Below are 20,397 nucleotides of genomic sequence, written 5' to 3'. Positions count from 1 at the left end.
GAGCCAATAAATTGTTGGCAAAGTTAATCAAATGATCGGGAAAGGCCGTGTTGGCCCTGTTTGGCTTATTTTTCCTTGCTCATTTTTTCCAGCCAGGCTTTTTCTTCTGCGCTGAGGCTGTTGTAGCCTTTTTCATTGATCTTGTCCAGCAGTTGATCCAGGCGGCTCTGCGGGTTTTCCTCTGCTTTTTTCACCACTTTGAGGGGCGATTTTTTAGGCTTGAATTTTTTTGCGGCCGGTTGTACCCTGGTGCGCTGGCCGGGAGAAAAGAGCCAGATCAGCGGCCGGGCGAGGTCCGTACCGTTCTGTAACAGTTTGATATATACGAAGCCCAGGGCTGCGCCGCCCAGGTGGGACATGACCCCGCCGAAATTACCGTCAAACATGGTGATGATGCCGATTACGACCAGCGCCAGGGCCAGCCATTTCAGCTTGATGGAGCCGATGAACATGAGGCCGATTTCGTAGTTGGGCACCTGGGTGGCTGCGGCCACCAGCAGGCACATTACGGAGGCGGAGGCCCCGATCATTACGGCATCCACGTTTTGGACGAAGAGGAAGTAGCAACCCATGTAAATCAGCCCGCCGGCGATGCCCCCGAGCAGATAAACGGGCAGTACCCGCTGATTTCCCAACATCTCCCTGAAAATATTCCCGAACCAAAACAGGTTCAGCATATTGAACAGAATATGCAGCACGCCCACATGGGCAAACATATACGAAATGATTCCCCAGGGTTTGGTAATAAATACCGATGGGCTTGCATGCAGGGCTACCTGGTCGTACACCCAGTTGAAAATACCGCTCTGCGAAATGATATCTACCAGGCGTAAAATGTTCAGTGCCAGGAATACGATGATATTCCAGAAAAGCAGATGGTTAACTGTGTTCCCTTGCCTAAGCCAATAGCGAATATCCGATTGAAAAGAGGTCCCGTTCATACCTACAAATTAATATAAAAATCCGGGAATTTTGGTTGCACTGCAATAAAAATGCCGCGGCCTGAAAAGTCAGATATTTTGTTCAGTTCTTATTCGAATTAAAACAAATATTAGCAGGGTTGGTTCTTCTGTTTTGGGACTTTTTTTGGGGTGGGGGGAGAAGATTCAGCGCCGCGGCCGGGCCGGGTCTGGCGGTAACAGGGGCGCTGCCCGGCGGCGTATGCCGGGGCAACGGGGAATCCGCTCTGGTAGCCGTTTCCGGAACGCGGGGGAGAATGGTTTCATAATTTGCTGTTAATTCCGGGAAAAACCCCTGAAATTCCGTATTTTTGCAGTCCCAATTAAAAAGGGGGCCCGGGTATTCCGGGTCAAAACAAAAATTTTATGAGCGAAAACAACATTCCTAACGAACAAAACGCTGAACAACAGGCTACTCCGGTAGAAACAGCGGTAAAAAATGCACCTGTTGCTACTGCTCACGACGATTTCGATTGGAGCGTAGACAAACGTAATGTTTCTTCTTACAGCAAAGAAGAAAAAGCTAAGTATGATGCTACTTACGAAGGTACCTTCAAAGTATTTGAAGAAAACAGTCTGCTGACTGGTACTGTAGTAGGTCTGACTAATACTGACGTAGTGATCAACATCGGCTTCAAATCCGACGGTCTGATCTCCCTGAACGAATTCCGTGATCTGCCAGGTCTGAAAATCGGCGACGAAGTGGAAGTACTGGTAGTGGAAAAAGAAGACCGCGATGGTAACCTGCACCTGAGCCGTAAACAAGCTCGCCAGAAACGTGCATGGGAAAAAATCGTGGAAGTTTACAAAACCGGCGAAGTGGTTACTGGTACCGTTACCAGCAAAACCAAAGGCGGCTTGATCGTAGACGTTTACGGTATGGAAACCTTCCTGCCGGGTTCTCAGATCGACGTGAAACCAGTTACCGATTACGATCAGTTCGTAGGCAAAACTATGGAGTTCAAAGTGGTGAAAGTAAACGAAACCATCCGCAACGCCGTAGTTTCCCACAAAGCGCTGATCGAAAGCGATATCGAACAACAAAGAGTGGATATCATCAGCAAACTGGAGAAAGGCCAGGTGCTGGAAGGTACCATCAAGAATATCACCGACTTCGGTGCGTTTATCGACCTGGGTGGTCTGGACGGTCTGCTGTATATCACCGATATCAGCTGGGGTCGTATCTCTCACCCATCCGAAGTACTCCAGATGGATCAGAAAATCAACGTTGTTGTGCTTGACTTCGATGACGAAAAACGTCGCATAAGCCTGGGCTACAAACAACTGACTCCGCATCCTTGGGATACTTTACCAGCTACCATCACTGAAGGTGCTAAAGTAAAAGGTAAAGTTGTAAACATCGAAGATTACGGCGCATTCCTGGAAATCATGCCAGGTGTTGAAGGTCTGGTACACGTATCTGAAATCTCCTGGGCTTCTACCCCAATCAACGCGAAGGAATTCTTCAAATTAGGCGAAGAATACGAAGCAGTGGTGGTAACCCTGAGCAAAGAAGAGCGTAAAATGTCCCTGTCTATCAAACAACTGACAGAAGACCCATGGGCTACTATCGAAACTAAATTCCCTGTTGACAGCCGTCACAAAGGTATCGTGAAAAACATCACTCCTTATGGCGTGTTCGTTGAACTGGAAACCGGTATCGGTGGTATGATCCACATCTCCGACCTGTCCTGGATCAAACGTTTCAACCACCCGTCCGAGTACACTAAAGTTGGTAACGAAATCGACGTAGTGATCCTGGGTATTGATAAAGAAAACCGCAAGCTGAGCCTCGGTCACAAACAGATCGAAGAGGATCCTTGGAACACCTTCGAAACTATCTTCCCGATCAACTCCGTACACGAAGGTACCGTTGTGAAGAAAGACGAAAAAGGTGCTACCGTTCAGCTGCAGTACGGCCTGGAAGCTTACGCTCCTGCCCGTCACCTGAGAACTGAAGATGACAAACCAATCAACGTGGAAGACGTGAAAGAATTCATGATCATCGAATTCGATCGCTCCGAAAAACGTATCCTGGTTTCTCACACCCGCGTTTGGGAAAAAGCTCAGGCTGAAGAGAAAGAAGCTATCGTGAAAGAAAAACGCGCGGAAGCTGACAAAACCCGTAAAGCTGTGAAAAACATCCAGGGTAAAGTAGAAAAAGCTACTTTAGGCGATCTGGGTGCGCTCGCAGAACTGCGCGAAAAACTGAAACAGTCTGAAGGTGGTGAAGAGAAATCTGCACAGTAAGATCGTTTCTTAGCATAATTGAAAAAGCCCGTCTCGTGAAGAGGCGGGCTTTTTTTATGGATGCCGTTTTTATGGATGCCGGGCAGGGCTGATTTTACCGTAGCAACGGCGGCATTGCGCCGGCGCGCCTGGTAAAAGGCCGCTTCCTTACTCAAATATCGCAACTACCCTTGCCGGCGCGGCACTGGCCCCTTTGATCTTCAGCGGAAACACGCTCACCTTAAATCCGGAAGGCGGCAACGCTCCCAGGTTCACCAACTGCTCCATATGGCAATATTCCTTCTGCTGGCCCACCAGGTGCGCCTGCCAGAAATAGTCGTTTTTCCCGAGTTTTTTCGCATTTTCAGCCATGTATTTCAGCGGCAGGTCAAATCCCCACTGGTCAATCCCCATCACTTTCACGCCCTGGTCTATCAGCCAGTGGGTAGCCTCTGCGCTCATACCCGTGCCCCGCATGGGGTATTCCTTTGTGCCGATGTACTTATCCCGGCCGGTATGGATTAAGACAATGGTGCCGGGTTTTATCTGTACGCCCGTCCGCGCGATATCCGCCTGTACGTCCGCCAGGGTGATCTCCTCAAAGTCGGCCTTGTGGGTCATGTTCAGCACCACGCCGTCCCCATAGCACCATTCCAGCGGAATTTCGTCAATGGTTTTGGCCGACTGGCCATTTACCGTCGGGGAATAATGCCAGGGCGCGTCTATATGCGTGGCCGCATGTACGCCCATACCGGTTATCTTATCGTCCGCCCAGCCCTCAAACCCGCGCGGGAAGAGCTTTGCCGGCAGGCCGATAAAAAAACGTATTAATCCTTTGCTTTTACGGTGGGGTTTATGCTTGATCTTGATCCGCATAAACCAGGGGTCCTGCTTGTTGTAAGCAATTGTTTTAGAGAGGTCTACGATTTTCATAAGATGAATTGCGCTGGTTGATGGAATTGCAATGGTCGTTGCAGGGATTTGGAGCCGCCCCGCCTGGCAGGGGAGGCGGCGGTAGTTTTATGGAGCCGGCGGTTTTGCGTTTTAACTCCAGCGGATTCGTTAGGCTGTACTGTCGGCAGTGCTGCGTTGTTGAATTCCGGTTGAGTCGTTTATGCTGTACCGTCAGCTGATTTGCCTTTTAAGCCCGCAGGTTGCTTAATGCTGAACCGCCAGCAGTTTTGCGTCGTTAAACTCCAATAGGGAGTTAAGCCGCAGGTTGGCCAGGGCATAACGCGGGTCCTGCCGGTTATGCGGCTCCGGCACCACTACCGTGATCATGCGGGCCGCTTTGGCGGCAGTCATGCCGGTAACGCTGTCCTCAAACGCTATACATTCGAGCGGGCTGCTTCCCAACGCCTTTGCGCAGGCCAGGTACACGGCCGGATGCGGCTTGCCGTAGTCCTCAAATTCCGCAGAAGTCACCGCCTGGAAATAATCGCGGATGCCCAGATGCGCTATCACCGCGTCAATCAACCGCTTCGGGGACGACGAGGCCAGCCCGATCTTGAATTTCCGCTCCTTAAAGAAGTCCAGTATATAATGTAATCCCTCCATGGACCTGCCTTCCGCAATGATCATCCCGATTACCCGGGAAATGATCTCATCCGTCACCTGCTCCTCGCTCTTGCCGGTCCATTTAAAATGATTATGCCAGTAGTTTACTACTTCCTTGGTCCGCAGCCCTGTCGTTTTGTGCCAGAGGTCCGGCGTGAGCTGCACACCCACCGACTGAAATACATCCTGCATGGCCAGCCCCCAGAGCGGTTCGGAGTCTACCAGCAGGCCATCCATATCAAATATAACTGTATTGATCATAGTTCCCATTTGCGCCGCAAAGTTAACCTTTTTCTTATTCCCGGGTTTTCCGTTCAAGCACTTCCATTCTCTCCGTTCCACTATCTCCCATACCCTCCGTTCCACTATCTTCCATACCCTCCGTTTCACTATCTTCCATACCCTCCGTTCCACTATCTTCCATACCCTCCGTTCCACTATCTTCCATACCCTCCGTTCTACTATCTTCCATTCTCTCCGTTCCACTATCTCCCATACCCTCCGTTCCACTATCTCCCATACTCTCCGTTCCACTATCTCCCATACTCTCCGTTCCACTATCTTCCATACCCTCCGTTCTACTATCCCATACCCTCCGTTCCATTTTCTCCCATACCCTCCGTTCCACTATCTTCCATACCCTCTGTTCTACTATCCCATACCCTCCGTTCCATTTTCTCCCATACCCTCCGTTCCACTATCTCCCATCCCCCATCCCCCACCTTCCATCCCCTCCATTCCACCCCTCCATCCCCCCTCAGGCTATAACAATAAGTTATTACCCATAATGATAGGTTATGCGGCCCGGCCCTTCATCGCGCTGTTTTTGAACCGCCCCGCCACCTGAATCCCTTGCTGGTATTGCATCCCGGAGCAGCCGCTTTCCGCCCCGCCATCGCCGGCCGGTTTTTCCCCCTTTTATTTTTTGAATATTATCTAACGAACACCCCCATTTTTTATTAAAAAAAGTTTTGGAATGATAGCCCCGTCCTATATCTTTGTATTACTCTACTAAAATTATAGGGAATATGGGTAATAGACGGATAAGGAAGTTTGTCGCATGTTGTTGGATGTCAATGACCCGGGAGGCGTGCGCATTATGATCATGTACCATTCATGAACTGATTATAAATAAACTGGCCTCCGGAAAAGACCCGGGGGCTTTTTTGTAGAGCAGACAGCCAAAAGCCCTTTCGCCAAATCAAATTCAGCAATCTACCACCACCAGAAAATATTTGTTATGCAAAGCTTCAGAACAGAACTCGAAAATCCGATCGTAGAACGCGATATCATTGAGCTGGAAAAAAAGATCCGCCTTTTCCGCGAAGGCAGCATCCCTGAAGAGAAGTTCCGCAGTCTCCGCCTCGCGCGCGGCGTGTACGGCCAACGCCAGCAAGGCGTGCAGATGGTGCGTATCAAACTCCCCTACGGTAAAATGACGCTGCAGCAGTGGAAACGCATCGCTGATATCTCCGACGAATATTCTACCGGAAACCTCCACCTGACCACCCGCCAGGATGTGCAGGTGCATTTCGTGAGTCTGGACAGAACGCCTGAACTCTGGTCTAAACTGGAGCAGGACGATGTCACCATCCGCGAAGCCTGCGGTAACACCGTTCGTAACGTCACCGCATCCGACCGCGCCGGCATCGATCCGGAAGAACCATTTGACGTAACGCCTTACGCGGACGCCACTTTCCGCTACTTCCTGCGCAATCCCATCTGCCAGGATATGGGCCGCAAAATAAAAATCGCTTTCTCTTCCAGCGAGGCAGATACCGCCTGGGCTTTCATGCACGACTTCGGCATGATTCCCAAAATAAAGGAAGTGAACGGTAAAACCGTTCGGGGCTTTAAAGTACTGGTAGGCGGCGGCCTCGGCGCGCAGCCTTTCCTCGCCAAAACCGCTTTCGAATTCCTGGAAGAAGATCAGCTCATCCCTTATATCGAAAACGTACTCCGCGTATTCGACCGCTACGGCGAAAGAACCAGCAGGCACAAAGCCAGGATGAAATTCCTCGTGCAAAAGCTGGGCTGGGAAGAGTTTGACCGCCTCGTAAAAGAAGAATACAAAGCCGTAAAAAATAAATCCCTGAAAGTGGATTACGAAGGCTTCAAAGCCACAGAACCGCCTGTTGTCGGTACTGTGCCGGCCTTTACCATCCGCGATCCGAAAAAATTCGAAACCTGGAAAGCCACCAACGTTTTCGAACAAAAACAAAAAGGCTACTTCGCCGCATACGTGAAAGTACCTTTGGGTAATATCTCCTCCACCGTGAGCCGCAACCTCATCGAGGCGCTGCGCCCGGTAATTGCGGACGATGTGCGCGTTACCGCTAACCAGGGCCTGCTGCTCAAATACATCCTGCCGGCACACCTGCCTTATGTGTACAGCGTGCTGGAAGCGGAAGGCTTTGCCGCCGCTGGTTTCGACAGCGTGGCTGATATCACCGCATGCCCTGGTACTGATACCTGTAACCTGGCCATCTCCAGCAGCACCGGCATCGCCGAAGCCCTGGAAAATGTGATCAGCGCTGAGTTTCCTGACCTGGTACACAATAAGGATATCAAAATAAAAATCAGCGGCTGTATGAACTCCTGCGGCCAGCACGGTATCGCCAGCATCGGCTTCCATGGCAGCTCCCTGAAAAGCGCCGGCAAAACGCTGCCTGCCCTGCAGGTACTGTTAGGTGGCGGTATCCTCGGTAACGGCGAAGGCCGTGTAGCCGACAAAGTGATCAAAGTGCCCAGCCGCCGCGGTCCGGACGTACTCCGCACCCTGCTGCACGACTACGAGATCAACGGCGCCGACAACGAAAAATTCAACGAATACTACGACCGCCAGGGCGAAAAATATTTCTATGAACTGCTGAAACCACTGGCTGACCTCAGCACCCTCACCGATGAAGCCTTCATCGACTGGGGCCAGGCGCAACAGTTTGCCACCGCCATCGGCGTGGGTGAGTGCGCCGGCGTGGTGATCGACCTCGTAGCTACCCTGCTGTTTGAAGCGGAAGAAAAACTGGAACTGGGTAATGAAGCGTTTGAAAAAGGCGCGTTTGCAGATGGCATCTACCACGCCTATTCCACTTTCGTACAGGCAGCCAAAGCGCTGCTGCTGGGCGAAGGCATCGCTTGTAACACGCAGATCGGTATCCTCAACGATTTCGACAAAAACTTTGTAGCTACCGGCCTGTTCAGCTTCGATACGGATTTCAAATCCCTCGTGTTGCAGATTAACAGTAACGAGCCTACGGAAACTTTCGCCAGGGCTTATTACCAGCAGGCGGCAGACTTCTACAAGGCGGCACAGGCTTTCCGCGTACAGAAAGCCGCTACCGTACAGGCATAATGTGGCAGTAAAGGATCAATAATTTTTTCTATCTTTCTAAAACTTACAATCATGCAACATATACAACCGAAACTCACCCTCGTAGGCGCCGGACCTGGTGATCCGGAACTGATCACGGTAAAGGGGTTAAAGGCTATTCAGAACGCCCGGGTAATTCTTTATGATGCACTGTCCAATAACGAATTACTGGAACATGCGCCCGCTGATTGCCTCTGCCGGTTTGTAGGTAAACGTGCCGGAATGCATGTGTACCCGCAGGAAGAGATCAACCGCATGATTGTTAAGTATGCGCTGACTTACGGCAGTGTGGTAAGGCTGAAAGGGGGCGACTCCTTCGTGTTTGGCCGTGGTTCAGAAGAAATCGCCTTCGCGCAGCAATTCGGTATTGCTACGGAGGTGATTCCCGGAATAACAAGTGCTATCGCGGTACCGGGAATGAATAAGATTCCCGTTACCGCAAGAAATATCAGCGAAGGGTTTTGGGTGATTACCGGCAACACCAGGAACGGTAACCTCTCCCGCGACCTCGAACATGCGATCGCTGCCAATACAACCGTGGTAATCCTCATGGGTATGAGCAAGCTGCATGAAATTGCAGGTATCTACGAAGCGGCCGGCAAAGGCAATATCCCTGCCGCCATCATTCAAAACGGTACCCTGCCCGATCAGAAGCTGGGCGCAGGTAATGTGGCCGACCTGGTCAGCATCGCCGAAGCGCAGCAACTGCACAACCCTGCTATCATTGTGATAGGGGAGGTGGTACGCTTCCACGAGGCGTTCCAGGCCCTGCAGACCAGGGTGTCCGAAGGTTTAAAAATCGCAGTATAATGGAAGAAAATCAGTTGTTTCCCGTATTCTTTAAGTTGCACCGCCTCCATGTATTGGTAGTGGGCGGAGGAAATGTAGGGTTGGAAAAAGTAAATGCAATGCTGCAAAACAGCCCGGAAGCAACGATTACAGTGGTGTCCCTGGCATTTCTGCCGGAGCTGAAAGCCCTCGCCAAACAATACGCCAATGTGGAACTGGTAGAAAAGCCTTTCTCCTGCGGCGACCTGTTCGGGAAGGACCTCGTCATTGCCGCTACCAACAACCGGGAGCTGAACCAATGCGTCTGGGAAAAGGCGAAGTGCAGCAAAGTGCTGATCAACGTGGCGGACACACCGGAATTATGTGATTTTTACCTGGGCTCCATCGTGCAGAAAGGCAACCTGAAAATTGCCATCTCCACCAACGGGAAATCCCCGACCGTGGCCAAACGCCTCAAACAGGTATTGCAGGAAGCCATTCCCGATACGCTGGATGAAGTGTTGAACAAACTGCACCTGATCAGGGACAAACTAAAAGGCGATTTTGCCGCCAAAGTGAAGAAGCTCAACAGTATTACCGATGTGCTGGTAGACCCGGACACCAAAGAGCTTTAATGCTTCTTTTTCAGGATTTCCGCCAGCGCTACTGCCTGGTTATGCTTTTCATCTTTGGCGCCATATAATAATGTTACCCGGCCATGCGCCGCTTTTTTACGGAGTTCCTGCAACAGGTCTTCGTGCGACTCGAGTTCTTTTTCATACCGTTGTTTAAAAACCGGATAGCGCTCCGGATCATGATTGAACCACTTCCGGAGTTCATTGCTGGGTGCTATCTCTTTGAGCCACTCATCCACATGGGCCTTCTCTTTGGAGAGGCCCCGTGGCCACAGACGGTCCACCAGCACGCGGTAACCGTCCTCTTCACTATACTGCATATACACGCGCTTAATCTGTATCATACAGTAATAACCCCTTATCTCCTTAAAAAGTTTTAACGCTGCACCAGTGCGGAAGTACTGTCCTGGTTATAGAAATATTTCACGGTCACATCCCGCGGCAGCTGCGCTTCAAACGCCTTCAGGTTTTTGTACATGCCCTCGGCGGATTCCGCTACCGTAGCGTAAAAGCACACGGTAGGATAAGCGCAGATGTAGTTGTTGGAAATTTCCCAGGAAGCGACCTTATGCCAGTTCTTATACACGCCCGGCAGGTACCATTCTTCGTATATAACGGCCACCTTCGCCTGGCTGCTGTCTATCAGCTGGTGAACGTATTCGGGGGTATATTCCTTCCGGAGTTTGGCGCGGGTCACCTGGTTACTCCCGAGGCCCCATAAATCGAGGGTCCGGATATCTCCCAGGTAACTGATAGCCCCTACGTCATTGGCCGCAATGGTATGGTGATTATAATATTGTTTCAGGAAAAGCGCCATCTGGTACTGCTGGTCATAAATATTTTTACTGCAGCGCACCGCATGCGGCAGGGAATTGGCGGCGCGTGGTACCAGGTTGCAGAGGAATATGGCGAAAGTGAAGATGTACAGCCAGTTCGCCCTTTCTTTGAGTTTGTCAGGCGACCACCATTCCATAAATAGGATAGTGAGATGGAAGAAGGTCATTACCAGCAAATAGGCCTCGTACCGGTAGAGGTATCCGGCGGCTGCCGAACAACAGTGGAGGATAATGCTGAAGAAACTGATCGTCAGCACATAAAACGCGCGGTCAAACTGCTTCCTGCGGAAACGTTCCGCTACCACCAAACCGGTGATTACAAACAGGCCGCTGATCACGCTCGTGATCTCGAGGAACGAAACGGTATCATTGAGCAGGCGTATCAGCTGCATTTTCCCTTTCAGGATCAGGGAGTTGGGCAGGAAGTACCCGCCTTTGGCCGCCATCACCGCGCCGAAGATCACCACCGGCGAAATGCTGATGATACCCAGTACGAACGCGGTTTTCCAGCTCTTGCGCAGCGCCAGGATGCAGCATACCACAAACGCCGTATAGGCGTTCTCGTAACGGCAGGAGATCATGAGCGCCCCCCAGAGTGCCGGCGCCATCCAGTCGCTGAGCGCGAGCTGATTATTTTCCAGCCGTGTAGCGCAGCGGTGTACAAATATGAGGGTCAGGGCCATTTGGAGGCTATGCTCCATGCCCAGTATGGTCATGAACGGAAGCGGGGCCACCAGCATGGTAGCCAGCATGGTAATAGTTTTGCGGGGTGTGGATAAGTGCGTATGCCGGTTCAGCTCCCGCTGCATTTCCAGCAGCAGCAACACGGCGCCGGTAGCGCTGAGTATCAGCGGCCACGCAGGGGACAGTCCGAAAACGGCAAAAGCGGTACTGAGCAAAATGGTGAACAGCACAGAAGAGGAGGAGGAAACCCATTCCACATTGGACAGGCCCCAGATGTGATGCAGGGCCACGTTTTTAGCCACCGCCATATGGATAAATGCATCATCCAGCGGGTAGCTGAGCACGCCATTGGTTTTACGGAGGGTTAAAAATTCCAGGACAACCACTATACAACACAGTACGGCAAGTACAATGGCAAAGGGATAATACTTCTTCATGAGGTTAGAGTGTCATTCAGTTAATGAAATTCAGCTTGCGGTTAGCATAGAAGGTGGTTAAAACTATCGGAGATAAGGGGAATCGGAGCCCGAAAATATGCCAAAAATCTCAAATATCCTATCTTTATTTCCATGGAACAGCACAGGGAAATCATTGAAACGACAGTAAAATTTGTAAAACAGGAACTGGCAAACGCAGAGGGAGGGCACGACTGGTGGCACATCTACCGGGTATGGAAGCAGGCCAGGCATATTGCGGCCACGGAGCAATCGGACCTGCTGGTGGTGGAACTGGGGGCCTTGCTGCACGATATTGCCGACTCCAAATTCCATGGCGGCGATGAAGAGATCGGGCCCGCCAAAGCCGGGGCTTTCATGGAAAGTTTGGCTTTGCCGCAGCCAGTGATCGAACATGTGAAAAACATTATCCGGTATATTTCCTTTAAAGGAGGGCATAATGAAAACGCATTCTATTCGACCGAGCTGGGTATCGTACAGGACGCGGACCGGCTGGACGCCATCGGGGCCATCGGTATTGCCAGGGCGTTCAACTACGGCGGATTTAAAAACCGGGCGCTCTACGATCCGGAAATTCCGCCGGTATTAAACAGGAGTAAGGAAGATTATAAAAATAATACAGCGCCTACCATCAATCACTTCTACGAGAAACTGCTTTTGCTGAAGGATAAAATGAACACCGCTACCGGCAGGCAGCTGGCGGAGCGGCGGCACGCCTTTATGGAGCAGTACCTGCAGCAGTTTTATGGGGAGTGGGAGGGAGAGATATAAATTTTTCCCGGGATACCGGTTTAGATAATTAAAAAGGATCGCCCCGGGGCGATCCTTTTTTTATAAGGTATTAAATAGCGAACAGCGCTTTCAGTTCCTCTGCATCCTCGGGTTTCATTTTTCCGCCAAGGATCAGGCGGAGCTGCCTGCGGCGCAGGGCGCCATCATATAATCTTTTTTCCTCCTCTGTGTCTACCGTGATGGCAGGCACCGGGCGGGAGTTGCCGTTAGGGTCCAGCGCCACGAAGGTCATGAAGGCTTCGTTGGATTTATAGCGGTATTGCTGTACCGGGTCCTCTCCCCATACGCGCATGTGTACTTCCATGGAAGTATTGAAAGCGCGGCTCACTTTGGCTTCAATGTGTACCACATTGCCCAGCTTAATGGGATTCTCGAAGGAGATATTATCTACAGAAGCGGTTACAACGGGTGCGGCACAATGTTTCATGCACGACAGCGCAGCGGCGATGTCCATCCAGTACATGAGGCGTCCACCCATGAGGTTACCGAAAGTATTGGTATCGTTGGGAAGCACCAGCTCTGTCATTTGGATCAGGGAGTCCTGCGCTCGTTTAGGCGTTAAAGTCATCTTTAATGTATTTCGGACGCAAATTTACGATATAAGATCTATTGCGCTGTTGTATTATGAAAGATAGTATTTTGTTAAGGTACAATTTTTAAATTTTGTTTACCTGACCCTCCTGTATGGTTATGATATTCGCTTGTTTTACTTGTAATTTTTGAATGATATACGTTTGCAGTGCGCATAATTTTTGTGTTTATCAAAATCTTACGGAATTCAATCCCGGCATGCATTAGCCGTGGCGAATTTCAGCCGGCGGGATCGTCCGCCGGGTGTCAAATCAAGATAAAAACTTGGGTGCGAAGCAAATTTGTGTAACTTTGCATGACCTTCGGAAGTAGTTTACTTGACAGGTAACACACCAAAAGCAGTCCGGCACTTCCCCCATTATAGGTCAAGTATTCTTAGCAGAATTTTAGTTTTTATGGCAAAATATATCTTCGTAACGGGAGGTGTTACTTCCTCTTTGGGTAAAGGAATTATAGCCGCCTCGCTGGCTAAACTATTGCAGGCACGCGGCTTTAGAGTGACTATTCAGAAGTTCGATCCGTATATCAATGTGGATCCGGGAACATTAAACCCATATGAACACGGGGAATGTTATGTAACCGAAGATGGTGCCGAAACCGACCTCGATCTGGGACACTACGAGCGTTTCCTGAATATCCCAACTTCTCAGGCAAACAACGTGACTACCGGTCGCATCTACCAAACAGTGATCAATAAGGAAAGGGAAGGGGCATATCTGGGTAAAACCGTGCAGGTTATCCCTCATATCACCGATGAAATCAAACGCCGCATCCTGCTGCTCGGTAAAGACGGTAAATATGATATCGTCATTACAGAGCTGGGTGGTACCGTGGGGGACATCGAATCGCTCCCTTACATTGAGGCAGTTCGCCAGCTGCAGTGGGAACTGGGCGAGCAGGATTGCCTGGTGGTACACCTGACGCTGATCCCTTACCTGCGCGCAGCGAAAGAGCTGAAAACCAAGCCTACACAACACTCCGTACGTCTGCTCAGCGAGTATGGCGTACATCCTGATATCATCGTTTGCCGTACGGAAGAACCGATGTACCGCGATCTGAAAAAGAAAATCGCCCTCTTCTGTAACGTGCAGGTGGATGCTGTAATTGAAGCAAACGACTGTCCGACCATTTATGAAGTGCCGCTGGAAATGCTGCGCGAAAAACTGGACGTTTCCGTGCTGAAAAGACTGGGCCTGCCTATCGAAAAAGAGCCGGAACTGGTGAAATGGCGCGAATTCCTGGATAAATTAAAATATCCCAAATCCAAAGTGACCATCGGTTTGATCGGTAAATACGTGGAATTGCAGGATGCCTACAAATCCATCCTGGAGTCCTTTATCCATGCCGGCGCCGTTAACGATTGCAAGGTAGTGGTACAAAACATCCACTCCGAGCACCTGACGCCTGAAAATGTATGCGAGAAGCTGAAGAACCTCGATGGTTTGCTGGTAGCGCCGGGCTTCGGCCACCGTGGTATCGAAGGTAAAATCACCGCTATTCAGTATGCCCGCGAAAACAACCTGCCTTTCTTCGGTATCTGCCTGGGTATGCAAATGAGCGTGGTGGAATATGCCCGCAACGTACTCGGCTGGAAAGATGCGCACTCCGTGGAAATGAACCCTGATACCGCTCACCCGGTTATCAACCTCATGGAAGAGCAGAAAAAAGTAACCGCCAAAGGTGGTACCATGCGCCTCGGCGCCTACGCCTGCGAACTGCAGCCAGGCTCCAGAGCAGCGCAGATTTACGGTAGCACCATGATCAGCGAAAGACACCGCCACCGTTACGAGTTCAATAACGAATACCTGCAGGCATTTGAAGATGCCGGTATGATCCCATCCGGTAAAAACCCGGATACCGGGCTGGTAGAAATGATTGAGCTGCCTAACCATCCTTTCTTCGTAGGCTCCCAGTTCCACCCTGAACTGAAAAGCACCGTGGAAAGTCCTTCTCCGATCTTTGTAGCGTTTATTGCCGCTGCCAAAGCTTACGCGGAAAGCAAAAACGGTAAAACAAAAATGAGCGAAGAAGCCGTAGCGAAATAATAAGCAATAGCTATATATAATAATATTTATTTATATAGATAGTATGCTGGCCGGGTAAAAGGATTCCTTTCTTTTACCCGGCTTTATTTTATCATGCCGGCAGCAGGATGGCAGCCCTTTTAACAATTCTTTAATAAACAATCTTCAAAAAAAGCGGCCGCAAAAGGGGCGCTTTATGGGCTTTGCCAGAAAAAGGATTACCTTTGCTGCCTAAATTTTAATTGCATTTCATGGATAGAAATTCGGTTATTGGCTTTTTACTGTTAGGCGTGTTGCTGGTTGGTTACATCTTCCTGAATAATAAACAGCAGCAAAATGCAGCCAGAGAAAAGGCCATACAAGATTCCATCGCCCTCGTGAACAAGCCAAAGACGGTGCCTACTGATACAGTAGCTAACCTGGCTGGTACTCAGCTCGATTCAGCCCATCAGGCACAGCTCTCAGGAGAATATGGCGTATTTGCAGCCGCTGCTGTAGGTACCGAGCAAACTACCGTTCTGGAAAATGACGTTGTAAAAATTACTTTCTCTAATAAAGGTGGTCAGCCTGTATCCGTACAGCTGAAAGCATTCAAAACACATGACGGTCAACCCCTGATGCTGGCAAACGGTTCCTTTAACCGCTTGTCCGTTGAAGTGCCTGCCAATGCAAATAAAGCACTGCAAAGCGCTGACCTGTTCTTCACAGCCGGCACGCCGCAAAAACTTGCGGGCGATCAGCAGTCCATCTCTTACCGCCTGTCTTCCGCTACGGGCGCTTACCTCGAATTCGTGTACCTGCTGAAACCAGGCAGCTATGTAGTGGATTACGATATCCACGCAGTTGGTTTCCAGAACATCCTCCCAGGCGGCCAGAAATTCCTGACCCTGCAATGGAATTCCCAGAACGACAAGCAGGAGCTGGACATGCAGAACGAACGCCTGAACAACCAGGTGCACTACATGACCAATAAGGACAAGCATGATTACTTCACCCTGCAACGTACTTCCCACGAAAAACTGGATAACGGTCTGAAATGGGTGAGCGTAAAACAGCAGTTCTTTAACACTACACTGATTGCCAAGAAAGGCGATTTCGCCAGCGCGGATATTAACACCAAAGTGCCGGAGAGCGCCAACATCGTTGGGCAGACATATACCACGCTGCAAATTCCTTACGACCGTTCCGCGGATTTCACTTTCCCTATTGAAATCTACTACGGTCCTAACCACTATAAAACGCTGAAATCCTTTGACGTCGGCCTGGAAAAAATTATTCCGCTGGGTTCCGGCATCTTCGCTTTCGTGAAGTATGTGAACAAGTGGATCATCATCCCGGTGTTTAACTTCCTCAGCGGATTTATCCACAATTATGGTATCATCATTATCCTCCTCACCATCTTCATCCGCCTGATCATTGCTCCGTTTACCTACCAGAGCTATGTATCCCAGGCTAAAATGAAAGTGCTGAAACCTGAGATTGATGAACTGAGAGCGAAGTACGGCGATGATCAGCAAACCTTCGGGGTAGAGCAGATGAAACTCTTCAAGAGCGCCGGCGTAAACCCGCTCGGAGGTTGTTTGCCAGCCCTGTTACAGTTACCGATCCTGGTAGCGATGTACAGCTTCTTCCCGTCCAGCATTGAGCTGCGCCAGGAGAGCTTCCTGTGGGCTACTGACTTGTCTACCTACGATTCTATCGCGCACCTGCCGTTTAACATTCCGTTCTATGGCGATCACGTGAGCTTATTTACCCTGCTGATGACTGCTACCAGCTTCATGCTGGCTTTCTACAACCGTGGCATGGCGGATCAGAGCAACCCGGTAATGAAGTATATGCCATATGTAATGCCACTGATGTTCCTCGGTATCTTCAACAGAACCGCAGCGGCGCTTACCTTCTACTACTTCCTGTCCAACCTGATCTCCATCATCCTGCAGTTCGTGATCCAGAAATTCGTTATCAACGAAGCGAAGATCCACGCGCAGATCCAGGAGAACAAAAAGAAACCTGTACAGAAATCCAAATGGCAGGAGAAGCTGGAAGAAATGCAGAAGCGCCAGGCTGAAATGCAGCAGAACCAGCGCAATAAGAAGTAATATTTTCTGAACAATTCAGTCATATTTTTTAGCAGAAGGCTTCCCTTACGGAAGCCTTCTGTTTTTTATTTATTTAATTGCAGTATGAAAAAGCGTTTATTGACAGGCTTATGTGCATTGGGTTTGCTGGCAAGTGCCCATGCGCAGGATACCTTACCTTCTGCCAAACGGATTCAGAAAACAGTGAACTACCTTGCTTCCGACAAGCTGAAAGGAAGAGGCACTGCGGAAAAAGGCAGCATCACTGCCAGTAATTTTGTTGCCAAACAATTCCGCAAGCTGGGGCTGCAACCTATTAACAACGGCAGTTATTTCCAGGATTTTACCTTCGACCGCAATGCGCACAAAAATATTCCGAGCCGCAACGTGATCGGGTTCCTGGATAACGGCGCCGCACGTACGATCATTATCGGGGCGCACTACGATCACCTGGGCACTGCCGGCTTATTCGACGGCAAGTATCCCGTAGGCCAGATACATAACGGCGCGGATGATAATGCCTCCGGCGTGGCCGGCCTGCTGGAGCTGGCGCGTTACTACGCTAAAAACAGGGAGAAGGAGCCGTTTAATTTTCTCTTCATCGCTTTCGGCGGGGAAGAGCTGGGCTTACAGGGTTCCAAATATTATACGAACCATCCCCTGCAGCCTTTGGCTGACGTGCATTTCATGCTCAACATGGATATGATAGGCCGGTATAATCCGGAAAGGGGTATTGGTATTGGCGGATATGGTTCGGCAGCGGAGTGGCCGCAGGTATTTGAAGGCGTAACGCAGCCGGGCATAAAGTTCTTTACGGATGCAGCGGGCAAGGGCGCGTCGGACCATCATAACTTTTACATGCACCAGGTGCCGGTATTATTTTTCCATACCGGCGGGCATGATGATTACCATAAACCCACCGACGATGCGCCGAAGCTCCAGGCACAATCAGAAGAGCAGATTATCCGTTTGGAAATACGGTTGATTAACAGGGCTATGCATCTCCCCACCTTAAAATATACCGAAGTAAAATAATCAGTCGTATAAAAAAGCAGCGGGTGTATCCATACTGGATACACCCGCTGCCGTTTAATTATTTTCGTTGGTTACTATCTCCACTTCATAGACGGGACTGAAAAGATAGAGTCGCTTCGTGGCTACTTCCTCGCAGCGGTACCGTTTGCGGATACGTTCTCCTTTGCGGAAAACCCTGCCGTCTTTGGTGCGGAACAGCTGGCCCGGCGGGAGTTGTTCAACGAGGTAATGATTTTCTTTTTTACGGTCGTACCGGCTGAGTACGCGCATGAGGTCTTCGTCTGCGCAGGAACTCGCAGCAGGATTGGCCATGCTTTGGCGCACGGCCTGTTCTACATCCGGGGGCAGGAAGTTTTTTCCTACAAATCCGCTTAAAATCCAGGAAAATTCACTTTTCCATTCCTTTCCATGCGCGGCAACGCGGTTGCCGAACTTATTGAAAGTGGTCAGGTGCGCCAGTTCATGTAACAGCGTGATGAGGAAAGAGTATTTATTCAGTGATCCGTTGATACTGATACGATGCCCTTTGCCGTGCCCGTCCGGGTGGCGGTAATCGCCGAGGATGCTGGCGCGTTCACGCGTGATAGTCAGGTGTACTTTAAAGTGTCTGATGAACTCCATTACCGGCTCAAAAGTGCCATCTGGCAGATAGGCCGCTAATGCATGCAATGGCGCCTCTTTTTTCAAGTGTTATTGCTTTTGTCTTACAAGTTTAGACATGCTCACGGCCTCGAAGAGTGTGTAGATCAGGTATGTTCCCAATAAAATAAATACAGTTGGCTTGCTAATGTTTGGTTTGTAGGCAAGTACATATGCCAGGATACCAATAATGCAGATCATTAACTTACTCAGCGTAGCGCCGTAAACAGCTCTGATAAATGCGTTGTGGTTGGTAGATTGAAGGCTTTTGATGCTGGATCTGCTGGATAAAACAGATACTAGCGCCAGTACCAGGTTGCCGATCATCAGTACATAAAAATGTGCGTTGATGTCCATCAACCTGGATTTAAACGCTAAAAGAATTAGATTGATAATGCCGAAGAGGCCAATTAACTTAATAAAAAATCTGTCGCTCATTTCCTGCGGGTGTCATTTAAAATTTGCCGCAAAGTTACGACTAAACCCCCTAAAGAAAAAACGATTAAGCAAACTGGTACCCGCCAGCCAATCTTTTGGTCCAGCTTGTACCCGATGAAAACGGCAAGCCCCAGCGTAGCCATCATCTGGAACGCCAGGCCCGCGTAACGCATAATAGTGCCCAGGTTGTTGTTATTATTTTTATCGGGCTTATTCTGCTTCGGCTTCTGTGAGGACTGATCTTCCATGTTTATGAGTTTCTTCCGGCTGTTCATCGCCCATGTAGCAACGGCCATTGAATTTGGCGGTAGGCTCCATCTCGAAATGTGCGGTGTACACGTCACCTTTCACATGTGCATTCCCTTTCAGGAACAATAATTCTTCCACTTTGATGATTCCGGTTACTTTACCCAGAATATCGGCGCTCTGACAAATAAGATCTCCGGTAATATCTCCTTCCGGCCCTACTACTATCTTCGCTTTGGTGGATACCAGGCCATTTACCTGACCATCGATACGAATATCGCCTTCGCATACGATATCTCCCTGGATGCTGGTGCCGCTTCCAATAATGTTGATAGTAGAAGAAGGCAACATGCTCTTGCTGTCACCCTTAGATTTTGAACTGTTATTAAACATAGGTTTTCAGGTTTTTCAGGTTTGAAAGTTAAAACGATGTAAAATAAATTAAATATTCCGAGATTTATTGATATTTCAATATCAATTGATAGTCAAATAAATCCTTCCTACTAATAAGTGCTGCCGTCTACTTTGGGCACTTTCATCATCGTTGTATCCAGCTTGCCGGTAAATTCCCCGTTGATCACTTGCTTGATGTTGTCCAGGTACTTGTCACGGGCATTCACGGCTGATTCGAGGGAGTCCGCACGCATTTTCAGGTGTATAAATTCCTTGCGTTGCTTTAGATCGCCATAACCGGGAATATAATAACGCAATGGCGTGAATACTATTGTAGCTACGGTAATAGCCACCAATAATACAAACAGGGTACTCAATGCGATGTAAACACTCATTCTGGATAGTTTGAATGACGTTACTTCGTCATAGGTTTCATCATTCATAATTACCAGGCGATACTTATGACTGAGCTTCTCTAAATTCCTTCTTTTATTTTTATTCCCCTTCCTTGCCATTGCAATTTTTTCGTTTTCAGGCGGCTAAAGTTAATCATATTTGTTTTATTTGTTCTTTCGTATTCTGGTATCTACAGGGATGGAAGAAAATTTTCCCCACGGAAAGGGCTTTTTTGCCGCTGATAATCAGTGTATTAAAGGTTGGCTGATTGT

The 20,397-nt window shown here is 49.5% G+C and carries 20 protein-coding genes; 8 read left to right on the top strand and 12 right to left on the bottom strand.

Going from position 1 to position 20,397, the window contains the following annotated elements; all coding sequences use genetic code 11:
• Positions 1-65 precede the first annotated feature (65 nt).
• Positions 66-941, bottom strand: coding sequence for a rhomboid family intramembrane serine protease (locus BOC67_RS21560; RefSeq protein WP_291913507.1), 876 nt, complete (start codon positions 939-941; stop codon positions 66-68).
• 384 nt (positions 942-1,325) lie between these two features.
• Between BOC67_RS21560 and rpsA the strand changes: the two genes are divergently transcribed.
• On the top strand, positions 1,326-3,209 hold the full coding sequence (rpsA, locus tag BOC67_RS21555; RefSeq protein ID WP_291913505.1) for a 30S ribosomal protein S1: 1,884 nt from the start codon (positions 1,326-1,328) through the stop codon (positions 3,207-3,209).
• A 147-nt stretch (positions 3,210-3,356) separates the two neighbouring features.
• Here the strand turns inward: rpsA and BOC67_RS21550 are convergent, their stop codons facing one another.
• From BOC67_RS21550 to BOC67_RS21540, 3 genes are all read right to left on the bottom strand, one after another.
• Positions 3,357-4,121, bottom strand: a complete 765-nt coding sequence (locus BOC67_RS21550) for a cyclase family protein (RefSeq protein WP_291913503.1) — start codon at positions 4,119-4,121, stop codon at positions 3,357-3,359.
• A 225-nt stretch (positions 4,122-4,346) separates the two neighbouring features.
• Complete coding sequence (gene hxpB / locus BOC67_RS21545; RefSeq protein ID WP_291913501.1) at positions 4,347-5,006, bottom strand: hexitol phosphatase HxpB; 660 nt, start codon at positions 5,004-5,006, stop codon at positions 4,347-4,349.
• A gap of 34 nt (positions 5,007-5,040) precedes the next feature.
• Positions 5,041-5,217, bottom strand: a complete 177-nt coding sequence (locus tag BOC67_RS21540; RefSeq protein ID WP_291913499.1) for a hypothetical protein — start codon at positions 5,215-5,217, stop codon at positions 5,041-5,043.
• 768 nt (positions 5,218-5,985) lie between these two features.
• On the opposite strand from BOC67_RS21540, the gene BOC67_RS21535 reads away from it, so the two are divergent.
• From BOC67_RS21535 to BOC67_RS21525, 3 genes are read left to right on the top strand one after another with little or no spacing between them, the layout of a single operon-like run.
• A complete protein-coding gene (locus tag BOC67_RS21535; protein WP_291913497.1) occupies positions 5,986-8,097 on the top strand; it encodes a nitrite reductase in 2,112 nt (703 codons plus the stop codon).
• Between the two features lie 51 nt (positions 8,098-8,148).
• Positions 8,149-8,925 carry a uroporphyrinogen-III C-methyltransferase gene (gene cobA, locus BOC67_RS21530; protein ID WP_291913495.1) on the top strand — a complete coding sequence of 259 codons (777 nt, stop codon included), beginning with the start codon at positions 8,149-8,151 and terminating at the stop codon, positions 8,923-8,925.
• Positions 8,925-9,518 (top strand): bifunctional precorrin-2 dehydrogenase/sirohydrochlorin ferrochelatase, encoded by a 594-nt coding sequence (locus tag BOC67_RS21525; protein WP_291913493.1) that lies wholly within the window; start codon positions 8,925-8,927, stop codon positions 9,516-9,518. The genes cobA and BOC67_RS21525 overlap by 1 nt, the downstream gene beginning before the upstream one ends.
• Here BOC67_RS21525 and BOC67_RS21520 read toward each other — a convergent pair.
• Both BOC67_RS21520 and BOC67_RS21515 read right to left on the bottom strand, forming a co-directional pair.
• Positions 9,515-9,862, bottom strand: a complete 348-nt coding sequence (locus BOC67_RS21520; RefSeq protein WP_291913490.1) for a DUF488 domain-containing protein — start codon at positions 9,860-9,862, stop codon at positions 9,515-9,517. The genes BOC67_RS21525 and BOC67_RS21520 overlap by 4 nt on opposite strands.
• A gap of 32 nt (positions 9,863-9,894) precedes the next feature.
• Positions 9,895-11,475 carry a hypothetical protein gene (locus BOC67_RS21515; protein ID WP_291913488.1) on the bottom strand — a complete coding sequence of 527 codons (1,581 nt, stop codon included), beginning with the start codon at positions 11,473-11,475 and terminating at the stop codon, positions 9,895-9,897.
• A gap of 132 nt (positions 11,476-11,607) precedes the next feature.
• On the opposite strand from BOC67_RS21515, the gene BOC67_RS21510 reads away from it, so the two are divergent.
• The gene (locus tag BOC67_RS21510) at positions 11,608-12,264 is read left to right on the top strand and encodes an HD domain-containing protein (protein ID WP_291913485.1); all 657 of its coding nucleotides are present in this window, start codon (positions 11,608-11,610) and stop codon (positions 12,262-12,264) included.
• A 70-nt stretch (positions 12,265-12,334) separates the two neighbouring features.
• Here the strand turns inward: BOC67_RS21510 and BOC67_RS21505 are convergent, their stop codons facing one another.
• Positions 12,335-12,853 (bottom strand): acyl-CoA thioesterase, encoded by a 519-nt coding sequence (locus tag BOC67_RS21505; protein WP_291913483.1) that lies wholly within the window; start codon positions 12,851-12,853, stop codon positions 12,335-12,337.
• Between the two features lie 418 nt (positions 12,854-13,271).
• Between BOC67_RS21505 and BOC67_RS21500 the strand changes: the two genes are divergently transcribed.
• The 3 genes from BOC67_RS21500 to BOC67_RS21490 all read left to right on the top strand — a co-directional run bounded on the left by BOC67_RS21500 (position 13,272) and on the right by BOC67_RS21490 (position 18,013).
• Positions 13,272-14,921, top strand: coding sequence for a CTP synthase (locus tag BOC67_RS21500; RefSeq protein ID WP_291913480.1), 1,650 nt, complete (start codon positions 13,272-13,274; stop codon positions 14,919-14,921).
• Positions 14,922-15,151: 230 nt separating this feature from the next.
• Positions 15,152-16,999: a membrane protein insertase YidC gene (yidC, locus tag BOC67_RS21495; RefSeq protein ID WP_291913478.1), complete on the top strand. Its 1,848-nt coding sequence runs from the start codon at positions 15,152-15,154 to the stop codon at positions 16,997-16,999.
• An 84-nt stretch (positions 17,000-17,083) separates the two neighbouring features.
• Positions 17,084-18,013 (top strand): M20/M25/M40 family metallo-hydrolase, encoded by a 930-nt coding sequence (locus BOC67_RS21490; protein ID WP_291913475.1) that lies wholly within the window; start codon positions 17,084-17,086, stop codon positions 18,011-18,013.
• A 54-nt stretch (positions 18,014-18,067) separates the two neighbouring features.
• On the opposite strand, the gene BOC67_RS21485 is transcribed toward BOC67_RS21490, so the two are convergent.
• The 5 genes from BOC67_RS21485 to BOC67_RS21465 form a co-directional block, all read right to left on the bottom strand.
• Positions 18,068-18,700: a SprT-like domain-containing protein gene (locus BOC67_RS21485; RefSeq protein WP_291913473.1), complete on the bottom strand. Its 633-nt coding sequence runs from the start codon at positions 18,698-18,700 to the stop codon at positions 18,068-18,070.
• A 3-nt stretch (positions 18,701-18,703) separates the two neighbouring features.
• Positions 18,704-19,009: a hypothetical protein gene (locus BOC67_RS21480; RefSeq protein ID WP_291913470.1), complete on the bottom strand. Its 306-nt coding sequence runs from the start codon at positions 19,007-19,009 to the stop codon at positions 18,704-18,706.
• A 77-nt stretch (positions 19,010-19,086) separates the two neighbouring features.
• The gene (locus BOC67_RS21475; RefSeq protein WP_291913467.1) at positions 19,087-19,338 is read right to left on the bottom strand and encodes an AtpZ/AtpI family protein; all 252 of its coding nucleotides are present in this window, start codon (positions 19,336-19,338) and stop codon (positions 19,087-19,089) included.
• Positions 19,301-19,687 carry a polymer-forming cytoskeletal protein gene (locus BOC67_RS21470; protein WP_291913464.1) on the bottom strand — a complete coding sequence of 129 codons (387 nt, stop codon included), beginning with the start codon at positions 19,685-19,687 and terminating at the stop codon, positions 19,301-19,303. Before BOC67_RS21470 ends, BOC67_RS21475 begins: the two co-directional genes overlap by 38 nt.
• Positions 19,688-19,839: 152 nt before the next feature.
• Entirely contained in the window at positions 19,840-20,124 is a 285-nt protein-coding gene (locus tag BOC67_RS21465) for a hypothetical protein (protein ID WP_291913462.1), read from the bottom strand.
• Positions 20,125-20,397: the final 273 nt, after the last annotated feature.

Source organism: Chitinophaga sp. CB10 (genome assembly GCA_001870995.2).
Classification (GTDB): Bacteria; Bacteroidota; Bacteroidia; order Chitinophagales; family Chitinophagaceae; genus Chitinophaga.
This window is presented reverse-complemented; position numbering and strand designations above follow the sequence as displayed.